This is a genomic window from Pseudomonas sp. GL-R-26 (genome assembly GCF_019947365.1).
Classification (GTDB): Bacteria; Pseudomonadota; Gammaproteobacteria; order Pseudomonadales; family Pseudomonadaceae; genus Aquipseudomonas.
Genome location: NZ_JAGYGI010000015.1, coordinates 111,984 through 131,656, shown reverse-complemented (window position 1 = coordinate 131,656; position 19,673 = coordinate 111,984). Strand labels below are relative to the sequence as shown.

32 protein-coding genes are annotated in these 19,673 nt (G+C 59.8%); 11 read left to right on the top strand and 21 right to left on the bottom strand.

All coding sequences use genetic code 11. The annotated features are described in order from the left end of the window. Positions 1 to 15 precede the first annotated feature (15 nt). The 21 genes from KGA96_RS17480 to KGA96_RS17380 form a co-directional block, all read right to left on the bottom strand. Positions 16 to 1,011 carry a major capsid protein gene (locus KGA96_RS17480; RefSeq protein ID WP_223513967.1) on the bottom strand — a complete coding sequence of 332 codons (996 nt, stop codon included), beginning with the start codon at positions 1,009 to 1,011 and terminating at the stop codon, positions 16 to 18. Between the two features lie 30 nt (positions 1,012 to 1,041). Beyond that, positions 1,042 to 1,764, bottom strand: a complete 723-nt coding sequence (locus KGA96_RS17475; protein WP_223513963.1) for a hypothetical protein — start codon at positions 1,762 to 1,764, stop codon at positions 1,042 to 1,044. Continuing rightward, positions 1,761 to 2,078, bottom strand: coding sequence for a hypothetical protein (locus KGA96_RS17470; RefSeq protein WP_223513960.1), 318 nt, complete (start codon positions 2,076 to 2,078; stop codon positions 1,761 to 1,763). The genes KGA96_RS17475 and KGA96_RS17470 overlap by 4 nt, the downstream gene beginning before the upstream one ends. After that, positions 2,078 to 3,772 carry a portal protein gene (locus KGA96_RS17465; protein ID WP_223513958.1) on the bottom strand — a complete coding sequence of 565 codons (1,695 nt, stop codon included), beginning with the start codon at positions 3,770 to 3,772 and terminating at the stop codon, positions 2,078 to 2,080. Before KGA96_RS17465 ends, KGA96_RS17470 begins: the two co-directional genes overlap by 1 nt. 1 nt (position 3,773) lies before the next feature. Next, complete coding sequence (locus KGA96_RS17460) at positions 3,774 to 4,121, bottom strand: hypothetical protein (RefSeq protein ID WP_223513956.1); 348 nt, start codon at positions 4,119 to 4,121, stop codon at positions 3,774 to 3,776. Positions 4,122 to 4,123: 2 nt separating this feature from the next. Next, positions 4,124 to 5,635 (bottom strand): terminase, encoded by a 1,512-nt coding sequence (locus tag KGA96_RS17455; protein WP_223513954.1) that lies wholly within the window; start codon positions 5,633 to 5,635, stop codon positions 4,124 to 4,126. Continuing rightward, entirely contained in the window at positions 5,613 to 6,152 is a 540-nt protein-coding gene (locus KGA96_RS17450) for a terminase small subunit (RefSeq protein WP_223513941.1), read from the bottom strand. Before KGA96_RS17450 ends, KGA96_RS17455 begins: the two co-directional genes overlap by 23 nt. 2 nt (positions 6,153 to 6,154) lie before the next feature. Continuing rightward, positions 6,155 to 6,622, bottom strand: coding sequence for a lysis system i-spanin subunit Rz (locus KGA96_RS17445; RefSeq protein WP_223513939.1), 468 nt, complete (start codon positions 6,620 to 6,622; stop codon positions 6,155 to 6,157). 12 nt (positions 6,623 to 6,634) lie between these two features. Further along, entirely contained in the window at positions 6,635 to 7,033 is a 399-nt protein-coding gene (locus KGA96_RS17440; RefSeq protein ID WP_317850348.1) for a Gp49 family protein, read from the bottom strand. 32 nt (positions 7,034 to 7,065) lie between these two features. Then, positions 7,066 to 7,497 carry a crAss001_48 related protein gene (locus KGA96_RS17435; protein ID WP_223513938.1) on the bottom strand — a complete coding sequence of 144 codons (432 nt, stop codon included), beginning with the start codon at positions 7,495 to 7,497 and terminating at the stop codon, positions 7,066 to 7,068. A gap of 26 nt (positions 7,498 to 7,523) precedes the next feature. Beyond that, positions 7,524 to 8,144: a glycoside hydrolase family 19 protein gene (locus KGA96_RS17430; protein WP_223514031.1), complete on the bottom strand. Its 621-nt coding sequence runs from the start codon at positions 8,142 to 8,144 to the stop codon at positions 7,524 to 7,526. Further along, positions 8,144 to 8,428 carry a phage holin family protein gene (locus KGA96_RS17425; protein WP_223513937.1) on the bottom strand — a complete coding sequence of 95 codons (285 nt, stop codon included), beginning with the start codon at positions 8,426 to 8,428 and terminating at the stop codon, positions 8,144 to 8,146. Before KGA96_RS17425 ends, KGA96_RS17430 begins: the two co-directional genes overlap by 1 nt. Beyond that, positions 8,421 to 8,807 (bottom strand): putative holin, encoded by a 387-nt coding sequence (locus KGA96_RS17420; protein ID WP_223513935.1) that lies wholly within the window; start codon positions 8,805 to 8,807, stop codon positions 8,421 to 8,423. Before KGA96_RS17420 ends, KGA96_RS17425 begins: the two co-directional genes overlap by 8 nt. A 60-nt stretch (positions 8,808 to 8,867) precedes the next feature. Further along, the gene (locus KGA96_RS17415) at positions 8,868 to 9,155 is read right to left on the bottom strand and encodes a hypothetical protein (protein ID WP_223513933.1); all 288 of its coding nucleotides are present in this window, start codon (positions 9,153 to 9,155) and stop codon (positions 8,868 to 8,870) included. A gap of 109 nt (positions 9,156 to 9,264) precedes the next feature. After that, on the bottom strand, positions 9,265 to 10,146 hold the full coding sequence (locus KGA96_RS17410; RefSeq protein ID WP_223513931.1) for a hypothetical protein: 882 nt from the start codon (positions 10,144 to 10,146) through the stop codon (positions 9,265 to 9,267). Positions 10,147 to 10,281: 135 nt separating this feature from the next. Then, entirely contained in the window at positions 10,282 to 10,725 is a 444-nt protein-coding gene (locus tag KGA96_RS17405; RefSeq protein ID WP_223513929.1) for a RusA family crossover junction endodeoxyribonuclease, read from the bottom strand. After that, complete coding sequence (locus KGA96_RS17400; protein ID WP_223513927.1) at positions 10,718 to 11,152, bottom strand: ead/Ea22-like family protein; 435 nt, start codon at positions 11,150 to 11,152, stop codon at positions 10,718 to 10,720. Before KGA96_RS17400 ends, KGA96_RS17405 begins: the two co-directional genes overlap by 8 nt. Continuing rightward, a complete protein-coding gene (locus tag KGA96_RS17395) occupies positions 11,145 to 11,720 on the bottom strand; it encodes a hypothetical protein (RefSeq protein ID WP_223513924.1) in 576 nt (191 codons plus the stop codon). Before KGA96_RS17395 ends, KGA96_RS17400 begins: the two co-directional genes overlap by 8 nt. Continuing rightward, positions 11,713 to 12,570, bottom strand: coding sequence for a DnaT-like ssDNA-binding domain-containing protein (locus KGA96_RS17390; RefSeq protein ID WP_223513922.1), 858 nt, complete (start codon positions 12,568 to 12,570; stop codon positions 11,713 to 11,715). The genes KGA96_RS17395 and KGA96_RS17390 overlap by 8 nt, the downstream gene beginning before the upstream one ends. 1 nt (position 12,571) lies before the next feature. Further along, the gene (locus KGA96_RS17385; protein WP_223513920.1) at positions 12,572 to 12,883 is read right to left on the bottom strand and encodes a transposase family protein; all 312 of its coding nucleotides are present in this window, start codon (positions 12,881 to 12,883) and stop codon (positions 12,572 to 12,574) included. 2 nt (positions 12,884 to 12,885) lie between these two features. Continuing rightward, positions 12,886 to 13,074: a Cro/CI family transcriptional regulator gene (locus tag KGA96_RS17380; RefSeq protein WP_223513917.1), complete on the bottom strand. Its 189-nt coding sequence runs from the start codon at positions 13,072 to 13,074 to the stop codon at positions 12,886 to 12,888. An 89-nt stretch (positions 13,075 to 13,163) separates the two neighbouring features. On the opposite strand from KGA96_RS17380, the gene KGA96_RS17375 reads away from it, so the two are divergent. The 11 genes from KGA96_RS17375 (at position 13,164) to KGA96_RS29920 (ending at position 19,618) form a co-directional block, all read left to right on the top strand. Continuing rightward, on the top strand, positions 13,164 to 13,880 hold the full coding sequence (locus tag KGA96_RS17375; protein ID WP_223513914.1) for an XRE family transcriptional regulator: 717 nt from the start codon (positions 13,164 to 13,166) through the stop codon (positions 13,878 to 13,880). After that, positions 13,877 to 14,158, top strand: coding sequence for a hypothetical protein (locus KGA96_RS17370; RefSeq protein ID WP_223513911.1), 282 nt, complete (start codon positions 13,877 to 13,879; stop codon positions 14,156 to 14,158). Before KGA96_RS17375 ends, KGA96_RS17370 begins: the two co-directional genes overlap by 4 nt. A gap of 412 nt (positions 14,159 to 14,570) precedes the next feature. Continuing rightward, on the top strand, positions 14,571 to 14,756 hold the full coding sequence (locus tag KGA96_RS17365) for a hypothetical protein (RefSeq protein WP_223513909.1): 186 nt from the start codon (positions 14,571 to 14,573) through the stop codon (positions 14,754 to 14,756). Positions 14,757 to 14,826: 70 nt separating this feature from the next. Further along, a complete protein-coding gene (locus tag KGA96_RS17360) occupies positions 14,827 to 15,114 on the top strand; it encodes a hypothetical protein (protein ID WP_223513906.1) in 288 nt (95 codons plus the stop codon). Next, positions 15,111 to 15,341 (top strand): hypothetical protein, encoded by a 231-nt coding sequence (locus KGA96_RS17355; protein WP_223513904.1) that lies wholly within the window; start codon positions 15,111 to 15,113, stop codon positions 15,339 to 15,341. The genes KGA96_RS17360 and KGA96_RS17355 overlap by 4 nt, the downstream gene beginning before the upstream one ends. Further along, complete coding sequence (locus KGA96_RS29660; protein ID WP_263287009.1) at positions 15,338 to 15,472, top strand: hypothetical protein; 135 nt, start codon at positions 15,338 to 15,340, stop codon at positions 15,470 to 15,472. Before KGA96_RS17355 ends, KGA96_RS29660 begins: the two co-directional genes overlap by 4 nt. Positions 15,473 to 15,595: 123 nt before the next feature. Further along, a complete protein-coding gene (locus KGA96_RS17350) occupies positions 15,596 to 15,805 on the top strand; it encodes a hypothetical protein (protein WP_223513901.1) in 210 nt (69 codons plus the stop codon). Then, positions 15,802 to 16,707: a RecT family recombinase gene (locus tag KGA96_RS17345; protein ID WP_223513898.1), complete on the top strand. Its 906-nt coding sequence runs from the start codon at positions 15,802 to 15,804 to the stop codon at positions 16,705 to 16,707. The genes KGA96_RS17350 and KGA96_RS17345 overlap by 4 nt, the downstream gene beginning before the upstream one ends. Continuing rightward, positions 16,694 to 18,364 carry a YqaJ viral recombinase family protein gene (locus tag KGA96_RS17340; protein ID WP_223513895.1) on the top strand — a complete coding sequence of 557 codons (1,671 nt, stop codon included), beginning with the start codon at positions 16,694 to 16,696 and terminating at the stop codon, positions 18,362 to 18,364. The genes KGA96_RS17345 and KGA96_RS17340 overlap by 14 nt, the downstream gene beginning before the upstream one ends. Before the next feature lie 15 nt (positions 18,365 to 18,379). Then, positions 18,380 to 18,580, top strand: coding sequence for a hypothetical protein (locus KGA96_RS17335; RefSeq protein WP_223513892.1), 201 nt, complete (start codon positions 18,380 to 18,382; stop codon positions 18,578 to 18,580). A gap of 9 nt (positions 18,581 to 18,589) precedes the next feature. Continuing rightward, the gene (locus KGA96_RS29920) at positions 18,590 to 19,618 is read left to right on the top strand and encodes a DNA translocase FtsK (protein ID WP_411741590.1); all 1,029 of its coding nucleotides are present in this window, start codon (positions 18,590 to 18,592) and stop codon (positions 19,616 to 19,618) included. The last annotated feature ends 55 nt before the right edge of the window (positions 19,619 to 19,673 follow it).

The window sequence follows — 19,673 nt, the reverse complement described above, 5'->3', positions numbered from 1 at the left end:
AAAACCGCGAACTCGTTAGAGAACGCGGGCTTCGGTGTTGAGCAGCGCGTCGACACGCTTGATTGGGATGCCCAGGAACTCAGGGATCTTCTTACCGGCGTATTCGCCGATAGTCAGGTTCACGTTCTTGGAGTTCATTGCCTGCAAGTGCAGGAAGGTTTGCAGGGTACGGTTCGCGTAAATGACCGTGCGGCCTTCGCCCTGCATTGGGTTTTCCAACAGGTAGTAGGCCTTGATCATCAGTTCGATCAACTTGGAGCCGGTCGCACCGTCGGCAGTCAAGGCGGTTACATCGATGTTGGCGATGCGGGAGTTGGCGCGCCAATCGCGGACCGACATGCCAATGTCCCACTTGAAGTGGTCGCGGTACGCCTGGTACTCGCCACCGTTGGCATCCTTGACGGTGTCTTCGCCCAGGTTGCGGTGCTGGAAACCGGCCACACTGCCTTTTGGGTACAGCAGGTGCGTGGTCATTTCGCCCCAGGTGACGAACCACAGCGAGGCGTTGGTCGAGCCGGTACCGCCTGCATCGACGATGTTGGCACCGGACTCGGCCGACTTGTCGTTGTAGCGTGGCGACAGGCCCAGAAACGCTTCAGGCTCGCTGCCGGTGTTGCCATAGAACATGTAGCGCGCGGCCTTGTTGTTGAAGCCTTGCAGCTTGGCGATGTTCTCGGAAACACGGAAACCATCGGCGTTGCCGCTCAGGTCAGCCAGCGCCTTATCGACCAGGCCGTAGTCCTCCATCATGCCGGTGGTGTCCAGCACAGGCACGGTGGTCGATTTGCTTGGTTGGATGCCCTTGTTGAACAGGCGCCAGGTCGGCTCAGGGATACCCGAACGCATGGTGGTCTTGTGTTTGGAGCCGTCGTTGCACTCCTGATACTCGGCGTCCATAAGGATGTCGTTCTGCTTTGCCATCAGCTCGACGATCTTCATGATCTTTTTCTGGCTGTCTTCCCGGCTGAATTTGTCCAGCAGAGTCGGCATGGTTGCGGTGAGGATGCCCATCGGTTGTATCTCCTACGTGGTTTCAGGGCCTTACTTGAAGGCGTCGATGATGCTCATTTCTTTGGGGGCCTGTTGCTGGTTGCCAGGGATGACAAACTTGTCTTCCGAGATGGCTTGGCTCAGGCGATGGCAGAACTTGAACAGGGCCGGGTGGTTGCCAAGTCCGGAGTTGTTGAGCAGATCCCGCAGTCCATCGTCACCGAAGGCCTGAATGACCTTGACGGCGCTCGCTACGCTCTTGTCGTAGTTCTCGCCGCCCAGTTCTGGGTCGTTCTTCACGGCTTCTTTCCACTGTTCTCCCTGCTTGGTGACGGCTGCCTGGTATTGCTCGGCCTGCTGGGTCGCGATCTTCGTTTGCAGATCGATCAGCTTCTGCGCGGATTCCTGCGAAATGTTCAGTTCCTTGGCCAGGCCAGTGAACTCGCCGAGAACATCGGCATCCATTTCCATGCCGTCCGGCAGGGTGAAGTCGGTGTAAGCCTCAGGCGCGCCCTGTGGCTGATCCTTGCCCTCTTCCTTGGGCTTTCCGTCTTCAGGTTTTGCGGGGTCACCTGGCTTTGCTGGGTCGCCACCTTCGGGTTTAGGGTCAGTGGCTGCCGGCGCTGCCGGTGGGGTCAAGATGGTAGGGTCGGCTGCGGGAGCGGCCGCAGGTGCAGCGGCTGGGGCTGCGGGGGCTGCGCCCGATGGCGCGCCGTCAGCAGGGGCTTCGTTCATCAGGACGTGGCCCATCAGTTTCATCATCAGGCGATTCAATTGGATTCATCCTCTACTGGCTTGGGGGCGTTCTCTGCGGCCATGACCGGAAACATCGCCGGGCACAGGTCGTTCGTTTCACCCAAAAGAAAAAGGCCAACATTTCGTTGGCCTTCGTTGAAGTTCATCACCCCGCCGTGGGGGTTGAATGAGGGTTGGAACACCTTGCAATGCCCCATCAGGCGCCACATGAAGCGCCTGCCGCGCGGGTCGCTCATCAACCAGCGGAAGTCGGCAATTTCCTTTTTGCGGGCGGCGTCCTTGTCCTTTTCTTCCTCCTCACGCAGTGCGTCGAGGTCTTCGAGATCAGCCATTACAGGGCCCCGGCAAGTTGAGTGAGTGCGTTGTCGCCACTGGTGTCGGTCTGGCTGAGCGTCTGCGCACCCTGGATGACGCTACCGAGCTGCTGCTGCATCTGCTCGGCCTGTTGTGCCTCGGCGCGCTGCTTGCGGATTGCAGCGACAGCGTCCTCAGCCCGTACCAGAGTGGGCGGCGTGCCGATCAGTTCGAAGTACTGGCGCAGCGCCTCGTCGGCGTCGAGCAGGTCAAGCGCCGCGATGCTTTGCGTGGTGGTTGCCACCTGACCAGCGAAGCCGATAGCACGCTCAATGCTGGATACACCGATGGCTTTCTGTGCCTGGGCAAGAATGCTGGTGAACTCGACTCGCAGATCGAGGCCGGAAAGCTCTTTCGGTGGTGGCGGGATCAACGGCGCACCCGGCAGCAGGCCGGACCAGCGCGGGATCGACTGTTCAAGCATGGCGCTGAAGTACGCATCGACCAGTGGGTCGAGCAGGTCATCGGTCTGGCGCTCAAGGGTTGGCCCGAGCATCAGCAGCTTTTCTTCCTTGCGGGTGGCGATCTCGTAGGCCGTCCGGACGCTGTCCATCTGGCTGACCATCAGGAACAAGTCGACGAAAAACGCGGTGTCGATGATCTCGCTATCAGCCTGGATCTCACCGCGCAACTGGCCAAGCCAAGCAGGCTCGACCATGTAAAGCGGCTCAAACTTGGCACCTAGCTGCACGTCGTTCAGATAGGTAATGCTGCCGGGCAGGATCGATGCGCGCTGATTCTTCAGGCTGGCCGGCGCACCCATCGGTGGCCGCACGCCCTTCTCCAACAGTTCGGCCTTGCGCCGCTCCATCAGTTGCACAGCCTTGGTCGACCCGATGCACATCGAGCCAGGGCCAGTACCGTAGACATCCTCGCCCAACACGTCCCAGCGCGGCGCCATACAACGGAAGGTCTTGAAGCCGGACTTGCGCAGCACGCTGTCTTTGTCGCTGCTCTTCTCCCAGTAGACGGAGCGGAACGGCATATTTTGATTGTCCTGCTTGCCGGTTTCGCGTTGGTCGTTGGGCTCCATCGCATGAACAACATCAACCCACGCTTCGGGGTTGCTGGTGAGCAGCGTTTTAACGGTCGGGCTCAATGTGCTGGTACCGAACTGCTGCTCCATCTGGCGGGCAGTCATGCGCAAATCGCGATAGAGCGTGTCCACCTGGTTGCGGCTGTTGTTGGCCAGCATGTAACTGCCGACCGCCAGCGGGTATGAACGCAACAGATCGTCATCATCTGGCAGCACGATCATGGGGGCGGTACCGAACACGCCCTCTTCGCTGTAACGGTTCGGCAGAACGCTGTAGAGGTTCGACCGTGCCATGACTTCACGCATGGACTTTTCAACTGCGTAGAGCCATGCCTTGACCGGTGCGAACTCCATCATGTCCGGGTCTGGCGTGCCGAACTTCACCCAAGGCGCGGCAGGGTTTGTCATGCCGGTGTGCATACCGGCGCCCAGGGTGCGAGCAGCAAAGGTCGCCTTTGGGTTGATGATCTTCTGGTCACGGCGCTTGCCGCTGTTGACGTCAGTGTTGTTCCAGCGTCCCGAACGCGGACTGATGAAGTCGCCCAGCTCTTGCCATTCAGGTAGCCAGTTGCTGTCTCGCTCGCTCTTCAGGCGTGTGTAACGCTTTTCGAGCTGTTCGCGCAGGGAGTCGGCCAACTTACACCCCCAACAGCGTTTTTTGGCTGGTGTTGGCGCCACCCATCAGGCCAGACGAGCCGGTCAGGATGGTGCCATTTTGGCCGGACTGGGCCAGGCGACGGCGGCGCTCGGCGTCGACAGCTGCCTGAACCGAATCGCTGCTGGTGGTGGGAGCCGTAGTGGTGGAAGTCACGGAGCCGGCCGCAGCCTTGGCCGCCTCTTTCTCGCGCTCTGCCTTGTTCAGAAAACCAGTGTTCTCACCGGTCAGGTTTGGCAGCCCCATGCCTTCGAGGATCACATCGCCACCGCGCAGCGGGTCGAGGTCAATCGCCTTGTTCATCAGTTTTTTGATGCTTTTGCCGCACATGTTCATGCCTCCGCATAAGGGTCGTAGTCGGATTCCAGTCCGTTATTGCTGGATCCGGCTTTGCCGTAGTCGTTGTATTGGCTCTTCATCACCGGCATGGCATAGGTGAGCGCCAAGGCGTCGGCGTCATCCGGCGAGATGCCGAGGCGCTTCTTGATGTCGTCCTTCTTCTCCAGCGCGATCTGGTCACTGGCGTTGTGCGTGTACATGGGCGAGGTCAGCTCGGCTTCCAGCTCTTCGTTGCTGTCGATGGCCAGGCCTGCGCGCAATGCTTCGCGCATCTGCCACCACATGTACGTGCGCATGTTGGCGTAGTGCCGGTCAGGCGCCGCGCTGGCGAAGTTGATATCAATGATCACGATGCCAGGCATCAGGCGGCGCAGCTGGTCAGCTACAGGACCGCCAACACCGGTTGCATCCACAAACACCGCGTCCGGCCGGTGCTCCTGCACAACCGTGCACACCTTGGCGATGAACAGCGTGGTGTTCCGCGTTTCGCTGCCTGGGATTTTGATCGCCGGTATCGATCGGGAGTCGAGTCCGCGGCGGAACCTGATCACGTTGCTGTCTGCGCCGCCCCGGGCAATGTCGATACCGCAGACCATGGCGTCGTCCATGCCAAACACTGGCTCGCGCTTCATGGCATCTGCCACCCAGTCGGTCGGGATCAGTTGCAATTCGGAAGCCCTCGGGAACATGCCGCGCACACGGATACGGAAGAAGTCACTGTCTTCCCCGTAGTCCGCTTGCCATTTGGCGATCTGCGTCTTGTTGGTGCCGTCAACCGTGCGGCTGTCGACCTGGCGGTGTGTCCACCGGTGCTTGTAACGGGTGAAGCACGCCCGAAACCGGCCGGTGTTCTTGGTCGGGTTGCCGAACGCTGCCCAGATGATTTCGGTGTTTTCGTCGGTCAGCGCGCCTTCGGCCACTTCCCACACCAGGTCCGCAATGGCCGATGCTTCGTCGAAGATCAGCAGCAGGCGTTTGCCTTCGTTGTGCAGGCCGGCGAATGCCTCGGTGTTGCTCTCCGACCAAGGCACGGCGTCGATGCGCCAGTTCTTTTCGTGCTCAGGATCCGTGCTGATCAGCGCCGTAGCGGTCAGACGAAACCAGTGGGCGGTGATCGAAAGCCGATTCCACTTCGCAACCTCGGGCCAGGTCTTGGTCCTGAGCTGCGTTTCGGTGTTGGCCGTAACGACGCCACGGGTGTCGATTGCCGTGTCGAGCGCCCATTTGATGATCCATGACACCAGCGCTGACTTGCCGATGCCGTGACCGCTGGCCACCGCTTCGTGAATAACTTCGCCCAGGTCCTTGGCGCCGGCCCTGAGCTTCTTGCCAATGGAGTCGAGAACATCGATCTGCCACTGGCGCGGGCCGGGCTTATTCGCCAGTTCGGTACCGGGCTCGCCCCATGGGAACGCGTACCAGACGTAACCTAGCGGGTCATTGGCAAACGAAAGGATGTCCTCAACCAACAGGTCTTCCGGATCAACCTTTGCGGGCGCGTTCACGGGCTTGGGCCTTGGCCATTCGCTGCGACAGCGAGGACTGATCATCTACCAGCACGTTTTCGCGGAACGCATTGACGTTGACGTGCTTGCCGAGCAGTTCCAGGTTCCTCACCTTGTCTGGCCATTTGATTTTCTTCATCAGGCCCACCAGGTCGCGTTCCTTGCCGGCGCCCTCGAACATCTCGGCGATATCGAACCCCGACAGCGACTGACGCCAGACCTTGGGCCACTTCGAAAGCGGCTTGATCGACATGTCGTCTTCCAGGATGTCGAGCAGGTCCATCTGGTCGATCTCAGTCAGGCGGTTCAGCACGTAGTCCGCATCCACCTGGGTCCGCTGGTTGCGGGCCTCAATGGCTTCTTTGATCGCGGCTGCAATCTCAGGACGCTGCATCAGTTGCCACGCCTGATCCTTGGCGCCGCGCTTGCTGTACTTGGCCCTGATCGCCGCTTGAGTGGCGTTCAGATCAACCAGGTACTCAATGACAAATGCCTGTTGTTTCGCTGTCAGGGCCATAACTACCGCCCCTTCTGTGTGGATCCGCCCAGGCACACGCGGGAAACGTAATCCTGCAGAGCGCTCAAGGCGCGGATGGCGTCGTCGCCGTCGTTGGAGATGGCGACAATTCGTTCAGCAGCCGCGGGGTCAATGTCGGCTCGCGTTTCTGCATGGTCCACGCTGGCGGTGCCGGTGGTGGCTCGCACAGCGGGACAGGTGGCTGCGACTGACAGCCGCTGATTGCCAGTGCCAACGCGGGCACGCAGAGCAGAGTTCTGTGCTTGGGCATCAGTCAGGGCCTTTGTGTGTTCGGTGTCGAGGTCGGCCAGCAGGCGCTGGGTGTTGCGCCGGGACTCGGCGGCAGCCTCAAGCGTGGTGTTGCGCGCTGTTGCGGCGTCGAGTGCAACGCCTTGGGCACGGATGTGCTGCCAGCCAAACAGAATCGCTACCGCACACGCGGCGATGGCAATGAGCAGGTAGCGATTCATGGTGGGCACCGATCAGGCAGAAGCGTCGACGGGCTTGGATTCGGACGCATCGCCAGCCGGAAAGGCATCGCGGCAGGTTTGGCAAGGCCACGGGCCGTTCTCAGCGGCGTGAAGTCGCTGTTTCAACTCGTAGCCCATCAGTGGCCACAGCTCTTGCCGTGTGTTCTCGATGGCGATCTTCTGGCCGATTTCCGCATCATCGTTATCGGCGGATGCAGCGCACGAAGGTTTACCCACCACTGCGAAACCGTTGACGGTCGTGATGATTGCCCAGCGCAGAACCTGACCGGACTTCGATACATGCTTCAGGATTTCGGTGTCGGTAATGTTCGCCTCAAGATCGGCGAAGGATACGCGGGGAGCGGTCAGGCCCTTCGCCTGAATTTCTTGCTCAATCGTCTTGTCGTTCACGTTGTTTGCCTCGGTGGTTGGTGATGACTGGATCAGGAGAACTTGGTAGTGCGGGTGTTGAGGATCCCCATGTACAGGACCATCGCGTCGGCCTGCATCTTCAGCAATTGGCGCTCGTCTTCCGGCAGCCCGGCATAAAGCGGCGTGGCCAGGAACGCTTCCAGCTTCTGGACGCGGTCGGCCAGTTGCTCCAGCTCGGCAACCACGCGCTGCTGATGCGGCGGCAGGTGACCGACTGCACCCACAGACACATAGCCAGCATCAAACTGAGCCTTGGGCGACCAGCTGATGTAACCGGCATGGTCCGGATGGTTGGGCGCGCCGCCATCGGTGTACTCGACCAGATAGCCGTCATCGGCGCCGTTCTCGTTCGCTGGCAGATCCCAGCCGCGGTACTCGTTGTAGGCGAGGCGAGTCATTGCCAGCGCCAAGACGATCTTGGTACCGATGTAATGCTGTTTCATTCGAGGAAACTCCGGAGATTGAGGGATCAGGCCAGCACCTTCAGCGCGACCTGGTACAGCGCCAGCCGCTCATCAGCACCGTGGGGCACACGTCCGCGCCGTCCGGTGTTGATCAAGCTGCCGATGTTCTGGATGTCGCCGGCATCGGCGAGGGCGTTCAGGCTCCTGCTGTCCCAGTACCACGCAGCCGACAGCGCGGCGCCCTTCGGCGTCTCCAGCAGGCTGGGAGTGGTCAGCAGATCCATGCCAAGGCCTTCACCGCAAGCGGCGTAGTTGTTCCTGCCGGTGATCTGGATCAGGCCCCGGCCGCGATACTTCCAGCCGTCACCTGGTGCGGTGTTGCCCATGCGGGCGTTGTAGGCGACGTTCGCGATGCGCTCGGGCTGGTGCGCGTATTCGGCGGCCAGCTCGGCGTCGAACAGGCTGGGCCAGGTGCGCTGCAACGCCGTGGCGCTGTAGCTCAGGTTCTCGACCACGCGGGACAACCGGCCGCTTTCGTGCCCGATCTGGGCGAGGAATGCAGCCAAGCGCAAGCGTGTGTCGATCTGGTAGCGCTCGCATGCAGCGTTGAGCGGATCAGCCCACAGGCGTGCAGTGACGTCCTGGCAGCGCATGATTGCCACCAGGTGGGAAGGTGTGATTTTCATCATTCCATTCTCAGGATGCGGGCGACGTTGCCGCGAGCGCGGTACACAAGCACCAGCAACACCAGCAGCACGACCAGCAGGAAGGGGGAAACAGCGGTGGTTGGCCTGGCCAGCAACACCGCCAGCATCACCGACAGCCATTCGCAACCAGTTGCAGCGGCCAGCACGTACGCGCACCACGACACACCAGCGCGGTACCGGGCGCCCTGTCGCTGGTAGAAGGCGATTCGAAAGCAGATCGCGCCACAGATCGCGGCGGCCGCCAAAGTCCATGGATCAACCATTGCGACTACCTCCGAATCTGTCAGCGAACCAGCGCAGCCAGCCGGGCATTTTGCCGCCGTCGATCCACTCCAGAAGACTGATGCACACCGCAACGCAGAACAGCGCGCCGAAGAATGCGACAAGGCCCGATGTCCTCGCCCACTCGCGGCCGATGACTTCGCTGGCCACGTAGTAACCCAGCACCCAGGACGCGATGAAGTAACCGAACCGGGCGAGCGGCTTCAGATCCTTGGCGAACACCACGAAGAACATGGCGCCGGCGAACCCACCGACTACGGCGTTCACGTCCACGCCTGGCATCAGGCTCGCCGCTGTGACACCTGCCACGCCCACGGCCGCCTGAGCGGCCATCACTGCACCGCTGCTTGGCTCTGCCATTTGCGTACCCCAGAAACGAAAAACCCCGCACTCGGCGGGGTTGGATGAAATTGATTGTGTTTAGGTCGGCTGGTAGACGTTTGCGACGGGGTTCCGGAAATCTTCCAGACGGGCCATTAGCGCCATCCAGGTGCTGCGGTTGACGCGCTCCAGATCGTAGGTGACACCGCCGGCGGTTATCGAGGTAGCCAGACCATCGGCCGCAACGATCGATTCGACTGGCTCAGTCTGCACGAAGGTGGTGTCAGTGAACGGAGCCTCCAACGAGTCCAACACAAACCCCGCCGCCGGCTGCCCGACCTCTGGCATTGCGCCGTGGAAGATCTTCAATTTCGTAGTGCTGGACATCGTCGTTCTCCGGATTGAAGGCAACAAAAAACCCGCACTTGGCGGGTTTCTGAGTGTTGGGCGTAACTTTGCAACTTGGGGAAAAGGTACCTGAATGCTCGCCAAATGGTCAAGCGACCCTTTTTGTCACATCTCCCACACGCTGCCTCTGGAACCAGTATTCGCCAACACGGTCCAGGTAGATCAGGTGACGGCCTGGGTTCTCGACCACATCGCTGCCCCACTCGGCTCGGTATGCAGCGGCATACGCGTTCATGCGACCAAGCCAGCGCCGCAGCTGCTGATTGTCCATCGCGGTCAGGCGCTCCCGCAGCGCCATTACCGACTGCTCGCGGCGCGTTGCGTAGGCAGTCGATCGATCTTCAGCTACGTGTTCACGGTCGTGCACATCCCAACGGCATATCCCACCGCCAACACGCTGTGACATACGCACGATAACCGCAGCAACAGGCTTCAGGGCCTTGGCGTCCAACGTATCGACCACATTGGCGATGCTGGCCCAGATCGCAGCCCAGTCCCTTGCCCAGTGGCTGACGCTCACCTTCGTCCCGTACCAGTCCTGAACGAACTCACTGACCCGACCAGGGCCCCACGCCTCGCGCCCATTCACGGCGGCTTGATGGCTCTTGATCGCGGCAAGGGCCATCCAGTAGGCAACCTCTTTGCGCTTGGCCGGGTAGCCGTCCAGATCCACCGTAAGCCAAACGAGAGCGTGCGCCACGTTGATGTCCTGCCCATTGGCGACAGGCGAGTACAGCGCGTGCCCGAAGTGCTGCAAGGGCTTGGGCAGTGTCCCGATGGCAGATTGCACAAGGCCGGCTGCCAACATGTGGGCGCACCGGCCGTTGCTGTCGCGCATCGAGGGCATGGTCTCCCCGACCACTCGCCCCTTCTTCCCCAGCTTCACACGCTCCGAGGCCGCCGCCAGCACAGAGTCGCGGCTTTCGTGCAACGCTTCCCGCCATGCCTGCCGTGCACTGATCAGTTTCATGTTTCTCCCCTTGTTGCGTAGTTCTGCGTAGTTCGGTGTTTCAGTGGCAAACGGCTGGAAGGCCGGCCAGGTAGAGCTGAGCGCCCATGTAGCACAGGCAGCTCATGGCGACGAAGCCGATGATCAGGACTGTGTTCACGACGGTTTCCCCTCAAGTGGCACGACACGAACGAGAACGCCCGGGGTTTCACCGAAGCGCTTGGACATGGAGACGTTGACCACTTGGACGTCATCCTTGAACACGATGCCGTTGATGCCGTCGCAGATCGCTTTCAGGACGTTGTCCGCGTCTGGCTTCTTGGTTGGCATGACCAGCCCTTGCAGGGCCTCGGCGGTTTTCTTCTTGGACCAGGACGCGGCCACGGACACGAAGATTTTCATTTCCACCATGACCGGGCCGACGATCAGGTCACGGCCTTGCATGGCGGCCTGTGCGGCCATGGCGATCAGGGATTCGTAGTTGGCGGTTTTCTGCGGCGTGAACATGCGTGCATGCCCGCCGATGGTGCTGACGCGTGGCCGGCCTTTGCCCACAGCTTCACCTGGCACCACGAACAACACGGGCTTGAGGTTATCCACGGGCGTACACCTTGTTCATGGCCAGCTCGTGGCGAAGTTTGGCGAGCATCGCGCCCATGGTGTCCGCGTCGGCCTTGCCGCCGATATCGATCAGGCTTTGCAGCCAGTTGCACTGGTGCTCAAGGGATTTGACCAGCGCCGTGTTATCGATCTTGAGCTGGTCTCGCTCAAGCGCGAGCTCGGCCAGTTTCTCAACCTGAAGTTCGCACTCGACGATCAAGCCAAAGACTGCCCTGGGGTTGGCTGCTGCGACGAACAACAAATCAGGTTGCCGCGCGGTGTGAATCTTCATCACCCGGTCGGAAAACTTCGCGCTGCCGCTACGGTGGGCAGGGCCAAATATTCCGTGGCCGTCCCGATTGTCGTATGTCCACGGACCTGGTGTTGCGCCCTTGGCCAGCTTCTTCAGCTCCCTGTGATCAGACATGGTCACCTCTCCGGATATTGAGTTTTGCCAGCAGCATGGCGCGGCAGGCCTTGGGGTCTTTGGGGATTTCGAGGGTGTCGACGATGCGGTCGACTTCCTTGCGGGAGTGTTCGAGCTGGACCTGTTCGCGTGGCCGGCTGCTGTCGTGACCAATGCCTTTGGCAATTCGCCCTTCCAGCGGCTGGCCGGTCTGGGCACGGCGCATGACGATGGCGTAGTTGCGTTCGAAGCGTTGGCGCAGGGCTTTGTCCCCGTCCTGAGCGCTGTGCAGGTCGAACGTGCTGGTGGCTTCTGCGGCAATGCGAACAGCTGGATGGCTGTACGTCCCTGCGCGGGCTTCGTCCCAAGCCTGGGCTTCCGATGGCAGCCCTTTGACCTGCTGGCACAGCGACAGAAAGACATTCGCCGGCGGTGGCCAGTCGAATTCAGCGCTGCGTTCAATCAAGGCATTCAGGCCGTTGGCGAGCTGTGTTCCGGATACGCCGGCCAGGACTTTGGCCCAGGTGTGGTCTGGGTTTGCAATCACGCCAAAGCTCGAAGTCCAGCGATGGCCGTAGAACTCAGCCATCTTGACCCACAGCTGATCCAGAAGCCGCTGCGGCAGCATCTCGCTCTGCGATTGCGGCTCTGACACGGTCTGGAGCAGAGAGGGGGCCCGGGCGTGCAGATCCTTGGTGGCGACCTTGGGGACCACGGCTTTGATGGTTTTGGGGATTTCGCGATAGTTCGGTGTTTTGGTGTCCATCGGTAGTTCTCCCGCTGGCTTGCTGAATTCGTTGGTCACGCTTGAGGTGCTGGGCGAGCGCGTGCTCCCACTTGGCGTGGGTGCGGTGTTCGTCGGGGGATGCAATCCAGAAGGATTTGAATTCGAGGAATTGGTCTTGCTCGAAGACCTGGCCACCCAAGGCGTTCATGGTCAGCACTGCGGCGAAAGTCTTTCCGTCGGGCTGCCAGTCCTCGGTCATGGCGAATTTGGTTCGGGAGTCGAAAGCCTCCTGCGCGTGTGGTGGTGGTGTTTCTTTCTGTTCTGTATCTGTTCTGTTCTGTTCTGGTGCGTTACTGGAACGTTTCGGTAACGTTTCACGTTGTTGCGCTTCTGCTTTTTTCTTCTCCCGGTAGGCCTTGACCCTTGCTGTACTTGAGTCAGAGACGTACTGGCGCTTACTCCAATTGCACAGAGTCCAGTCGTCATTGATGAATCCCTTGCGCACGAAAGTCTCTTTCGTCTCGGCTAAAGCTTCCTCGGAAACGCGCAGTGCGAATGCGATGGATGTTTCACGTTCCGTTACATGAAACGTTTCAATACCGTTACTGCATTCGAGACAAAAGAGCATGACCAGGCGGCGCTGCATCGCCTCACTGAGCATCTGCACTTTCGGGTCGGTGGCGAACTCGCCATACATCCGGAACCAATCCATGTCAGTCCCACCCGAGCGGGCCTGGCCGCTTCTTCTCGGCCTTCAGCCCGATCTCAGCCAGGGTTTCCAGCGAATGCAGGTAGGCAGGCGTGACGACAATGGCCGACTGCGGTACGACGCGCAGGCCAAGGAACGAAAGCACCTTGGCCCATCTTGCGTATTCACCTTCGTTCCAGCGCGAAACGGTCGACTCACTCAACCCGGTTTCACGGGCTATCTCTTTCTGACCCACGGACAAAACCCGCTGCAAGATCAGGGTTTCCGTCTCCCGTGCGGTTTCATCGCCTTCTTGGCCTAATGAGTTCGTCGACATGATCAGGCCGCCGACGAAGACGATTTTTTATCGTCTGCCTTCAATGCACCGTTGGTGATCTTCTCCAACTGGTACTGACGCAATTCAGGGACGTCTTCACCCCACTGCCGAACCGCCTCATACGTGATGTTGAGAGCACTCGCCAGCTTGGGAATGGAGCCGAAATGATCAATAGCTTTCTGACGTTTCATAGGCACCTCCAATGCTTGTGACTCAAATTCAAGCATGCTTGTATTTATTAAGCAAGCATGCTTGACAAGCTAACTTGTAGATTGGGCGAATGAACATCACTGATCGAATGACAAAACTTGTGTTGGCTCGGAAGCCTGAAACAGGGGTTAGGGGCGTAAAACGGCAAATCTCGAATACCTGCGGCATCAGCTACGAAGCTGTGCGCCAGTGGTTCGCGGGGGACACCGGCAACATCAAGAATGACAACCTGCTGGCGCTGGCCCGCGGCCTCGACACAACTGTCGATTGGTTGCTGGATGGTGCAGGCGAACCACCGAGGCGAAATGCCATGGAAAACGTTGTGATGGGCGACTTCGGCCGCCGCCAAAAGGATGACGAAATTGATATCCCCCAATATGACGTGGTGGGATCAATGGGGCCTGGTCAGGTCCTACCGAAGGAATATATCGAGACGGTCCGCAACATCACCGTGCGTACCGAATACCTGCGGGAACAGGGAATAACCTATAGCCATGGCGACAACCTGTCGGTGATCACCGGGTTCGGCGAAAGCATGGGTGCCACGTTTTCAAGTGGTGATCCGCTGATCGTTGACCAGGGCATAAACGAAGTTGTGGTAGATGGGGTTTACGTCTTTACACTTGATGGAATGCTGTACATCAAGCGTTTGCAGCGACTACCCAAGATGATTCGGATGATCTCAGACAACGAGGCGTTCCCGCCATACGACATCAAAGGTGCGGAACTCGAAGGAATGATTGTTCATGCTCGGGTGTTGCTGGCCTGGAACGCGAGAAAATTATGATTGCTTTCATTGCAATTTTTTTGGCTTCCCTACTAGATCCCTTGGCGCTTGTGTTTGGTATCGGCCTTGGATTTTGGCTCAAGTCGTATTGGAAAGGTGCGGCGGTTGGTGCCGTGGCCTACTTGACCCTGATGCTACTGATCCCTGGCATTCCGACGTTTCCTGTAGCAGTGCTCGCGAGATTGGCCGCCGGTGCCACCCTTGGTCTGATTGGTGCGGGAATTGGCAAATGGATTCGGGCTGAAAAAAAGCCGGATCCGAATCCACCGGAAAGCTGATCCCTTACGTTTAAATCCTTATTTCAAATAGCCCGCCACTGAGCGGGCTTTTTTTCGTCCCGAGGAAAATACACAAGGACACTTGCATATGATGTACAAGCATGCTTTTATTAATGCAAGTCCGCTTGCATATGCGGAACCCGGCGAAAGCCAGCGCTCTTTAGTTGCACCAGGCAGCAATGGTCCGGCCTCAACGGACCAGATGGGGGGCCTCCACCCAGGGCGCGAAGCGTAAAGCGCCAAGACTGGAGAGATCGCAGCCAGATGGCGTGGTGATCTGTTGAGGCCTCAGGCCTCCCGAGCAAGTCATCGCCCAGTCCGCAGGTGGCGTGTAACAGCGGCCAGCAAGACCAGAGATTTTCACGTCAGCGCCTGGAGACGGGCGCTTTCGGAAAACAACCGGAGCAATTCTATGAACAAGGTCATTCACATCACCCTGCGCGGAGAGCTGCAGGTATTTGCCGATGAGGATCTGGGCGCCTGCATTCGCGAGGCAAACAGGCTCAACGCTGAGCGTGGCTACACCAGCGGCGTTCGCGTCGTTGAGTGCGAAGACGGTCACCGAATGACAGCAGCCGATTGCAAGGCTGCTGCCTGAACGCATCACCTCTGTCCATTCCAAAGAGTGGGCAGACGGATGCAACCACCCCGCCACCACGGAGGCGACCATGACTTACGAAGTGATTGTTGAAGGGTTCGTCCTCCAGGTGGAGGTGACCCATTGCGAGAATATCCCGCCAGTGTTCAACGGCTGGAACAGCGACTGGGACTTCTACGGCAGCCGCGAACTCGAGTTCAAGGTTGTGTCGGGCGTCACCTACGACGATGACGGCATCCGCATGGATGTTGATCTGCTGGCCTTGCCACTGGTGTCGCTGCAGTACGGGCGGCAGATCGAGACGGCACTGTGGGTTGAGATCGACGCCAACAAGCGCCGGACACGGTGGGCAGCATGAACAAGCGTGACATCGCTGTCGACATGATCGACTCACGGTTCAACAAGCTGCTGGCCGGCAACACTTCGGCGCAGTTGCACGCAGAAACGAGCATGGCCATCGAAATGGCCCACGCGCTGGGCGTGATCGATATCGACGAACACCGGCACTACGTGGCCCGGCAAGACCGGATCCTTGATCGCCAGCACCGTGACTTGATGCTGAAACTGGAGGCGATACACCCATGACAATCATCGCCAGAACCTGCAAAGAACTCGCAGAAGCCCTGAACCGTCAGGGCTTTTTTTTGGTCGCTGACCTGCCGCCCCTTACCCGCATCGAGATACGGCGGGGGATGATCGTGGTGCGCATGCCATGACCTCCCGCCAGCGCACCCGCCGATTCCTGATCTGGCGTGGATCTTTCTCCGCCATCTCCATCTTCACCCTCTTGATGCTGCTCGGCGCCATCGCTGACCGCGTCACTCAATAGGTAACCCCCCATGAAAGCGCAAGACATGTACATCCGGCTGATTGACCCAACCGGCAAGCACGACCCGGTGATCAACTCCCACCGCGTCTGGGACCGCGAGCGGTTCTACGAAGCCCAGGTCAAGCAGCACGAAGACCCAAAGAAAAAGATCGAGGACCGCCGCTTGGTCTCGGTCGCCACTGAAGCCGAATACATCGAATCGCGGAAGGTGAGGAAATGAGCCAGACAACAACCTTGGCGCCGGTGGCGCACGAACAAACCATGCACGTTCTGCCGCATGCCTCTACCAGCACCAGCGCACTGGTGCTGGACGGCGACAGCCTCGACAAGATGATGCGCCTCGCCGAAGTCATGGCCTTGGGGCGGGCAACCCTTCCGAAACACTTCAACGGCAACTCAGCCGACTGTCTCGCCGTGGTGATGCAGTCCATGCAGTGGAAGATGAACCCCTTCGCTGTCGCCCAGAAAACCCACCTGGTAAACGGCGTGCTCGGGTATGAGGCCCAGTTGGTTAATGCGGTCATCACCACCTGCGCGCCGGTCTTGGATCGCTTGCACTACGAGTGGTACGGCGACTGGTCCAAGGTGATTGGCCAGTTCGTCATCAAGCAGGGTGACAAGGGGGAGTACCGCCAGCCCGGATGGAAGCTTGCTGACGAAGAAGGCCTCGGCGTCAGGGTCTGGGCGACGTTCCGCGGTGAAGATGAGCCGCGCGTGCTGGAGCTTTTGCTGGCCCAGGCGCGCACCCGCAACAGTACGTTGTGGGCGGACGATCCGCGCCAGCAACTGGCGTACCTCGCAACCAAACGTTGGTCGCGACTGTATTGCCCCGACGTGATTCTCGGCGTGTACAGCCCGGATGAACTGGAAGAAACGTCCCAGCCGATGCGCAACCTGACTCCGACCCGCAACGCGGACGAGCCGAAAGAGTTGCCGCCCTACCCCGACAGCAAACTCGAAGAAAACGCGGACAAGTGGCGCGGAATGATTGCCGCCGGCCGCACCAGTCCCGAGCACCTGCTGGCGAACCTGTCCAGCAAGTACACGGTCACCCCGGAGCAAATCGAGCGCATCCACGCCCTGGCTCCAATCGAAGGAGAAGCCACCAATGCAAGTGCATAACGTCCAGCAAGGCACGCCAGAGTGGCACGCCCTTCGCTCCAGCTACTTCACCGCTTCGGAGGCGCCCGCAATGATGGGCGCCTCGAAGTTCCAGACCCGCAACGATCTGCTGGCCATGAAGAAGACCGGCATTGTTCCGGACGTCACCCCGCAGCAACAGGCCGCCTTCGACCGTGGCCACGCCACCGAGGAAATGGCCCGGCCCTTGGTAGAGGAAATGATCGGCGAAGAGCTCTACCCCATCGTCGGTACCAGCGGCAACCTGCTGGCCTCAATGGACGGCGCCACGATGCTGGGTGACGTCCTGTTCGAGCACAAGCTGTGGAACGAGAAGGTGGTTGCGCAAATCCGCGCCGGCCAACTGGAGCCCCACTACTACTGGCAGCTGGAGCAGCAGCTGCTGGTGAGCGGCGCCGATCGAGTGATTTTCGTGTGCTCGGACGGTACCAAAGACAAATTCGCTCATTTTGAGTACAGCCCTGTTGCCGGGCGTCGTGAGCAGTTGGTCGCCGGCTGGGCCCAGTTCGAACAAGACCTTGGCGAGTTTGTACCCAAACAAGCCAAAGTCGAGGCGATCGGCTCTGCCCCTGATCAACTGCCGGCGTTACGCATCGACGTAACTGGCATGGTCACCGCCAGCAACCTGGACGCGTTCAAGTCCCATGCTCTTGCTGTTATCGGCGACATCAACACCGAGCTGTCGACCGACAAGGACTTCGCCGATGCGGATGCCACGGTGAAGTGGTGCGGCGAGGTGGAAGACAAACTGAAGGCCGCCAAAGAGCACGCCTTGAGCCAGACCGAAAGCATCGACGTGCTGTTCAAGGCCATCGATGACATCGCGGCCGAGACTCGACGCAAGCGCCTGGAGCTGGAAAAGCTGATCAAGGCGCGCAAGGACATCATCCGTAGCGACATCGTCATGGATGCTGCGAAGGCCTTGCAGGCGCATGTCGACCAGATCAACGAAACGTTGAACAGCCGGATCCGGATGCCGAAGGTGCTGGCGGACTTCGCCGGGGCCATCAAGGGCAAACGCACCATCGAAAGCCTCAAGGAAGCCGCCGACGCCGAACTGGCCCGCGCCAAGATCGAAGCCAGCCGCATTGCTGACCTGATCCGGACCAACCTGAAAAGCCTGAACGAGCTGGCCATCAAGCACGGTTTCCTGTTCCACGATGCGCAGGAACTGGTGCTCAAGGCCAATGACGATCTGGTGGCGCTGATCAAGGTGCGGATCAACGAGCACGAACAGCAGCAGGCTGAACTCAAAGCCCAGGAAGAAGCCAAGCAGGCCAAAGAAGCGGAGCTCCTGCGGAATCAGGAACAGCAGAAGCTTGAAGCCGCGGCGTCCCAGCAGCAGTTGGCGCCGAAAGAAGAAGAGAAGCCACCGGTAGAGGCGGCGCCAGTCACCGCCACTGCAACGGTTGCGACGATTACTCAGACGCCGGCAGACGACGGCCAGCGCATCAAGCTGGGCGACATCACCACGCGCCTGGGCTTCACGTTGTCGGCCGAGTTCCTGCGCTCCCTTGGCTTCGAAGCGGTGGAACGCAAGCAGGGTGCGCAGCTGTACCGCGCCAGCGACTTCCCCCGCATCTGCATTGCCCTGGTCCATCACATCCAGTCAGTGCAGAGCAATCAAGCTGCAGCCTGATCAGAGGACCCGGCCATGGCTTCTCAATCCGTGTTGGATATCTACGACAGCATCGAGGAGTTCGCCAGCATCCTTGTCGCCGCTGAGCTGCATGCCAGCGGCGGCTGGGAACTGGAGTTCATCGAAAACATCCGCGCCAGCTTCAAGCGGTACGGCGCCCACACCAACCTGAACCCGGCTCAACAATCGAAGCTTGAGCGAATCGCCAAGCACTGAGGACACTCTATGAAAACTGAACACTTTGAGGCCATCGAGCGCGCCAAGCTGCATGGCGTCATGCCTTCGGTGCTGGCTCACGAACTGCTGGTGCGCGACCTGGTCGAGGCTTCCATGTTCGAATGGCAGAACATCGCCGCCCCCTTCAGCAAGCTGAACGAAGGCCAGCGCCAGGAAGTGACCGACCGGGTTACCGAAAAAGTCACCAATGCGGTTTACACCGCTGTTGGGATCATTTCGTCACGCAGCGTCGACACCATCCCGCTGACGGTCGCCGACGCCAAGTTCAAGGCCAAGAGCATCACGGTTACCGCGACAATCGATGCCCAGGACCCGAATCGTCATGGTCTGATCGACGTGGCCGGCAAGCTTTGCCTGTTGGTGCTGGCCCCGAACGATTACGCCGAGGGCCTGGACAGCCTCACGGTGGAGCGAGACCAGCGAGACCTGCCGCTACACGTAAGCGACCTGACCGGCAGCTTGTTTGAACACAAGGCAACCGGACCCGATGAGCCGGATGGTGAGGAGCTGCCTGACCATGTCGGCGAAGGTGAAGACCCGCTGTACCAGGAAGCCGTTGCTTTTGTCATGGAGACGCGGCGCCCTTCCATTTCCGCCATCCAGCGCAAACTGAAAATCGGCTACAACCGCGCGACGCGGATGCTCGAAGGTATGGAGCAGACCGGCATCGTGACGGCAATGAACACCAACGGCGCCCGGGAAGTGCTGCGCCCAGTGCTGGACCAGCCACACAACGGTGACGACGAAGTGCACGACGTTGGCCAGGTCGATGCCGCATTAGAGAAGGAATTCGGCGAGTTCACCTACGAAGATGCCGCCCAGCTGATCGTCCTCAAGGCCACCACTAAGCCGTTCAAAGCTCACTGGGTGCAAAGCCGCCTGGCCATCGACAGCGATCAGGTGATGGTTCTGCTGCTGCGCCTGCTCGACAACGAAGTGATTCAGCTCGATACCGAAGGTGAAAGCGCCTTGGAACACAGCTACAAGGTCATCGCCTCGCTGGAAGACGTCGTTTAACCCATCCCATCGCAACACCACAGGCGCCTTAGGGCGCCTTCTTTTCGCCTGGAGA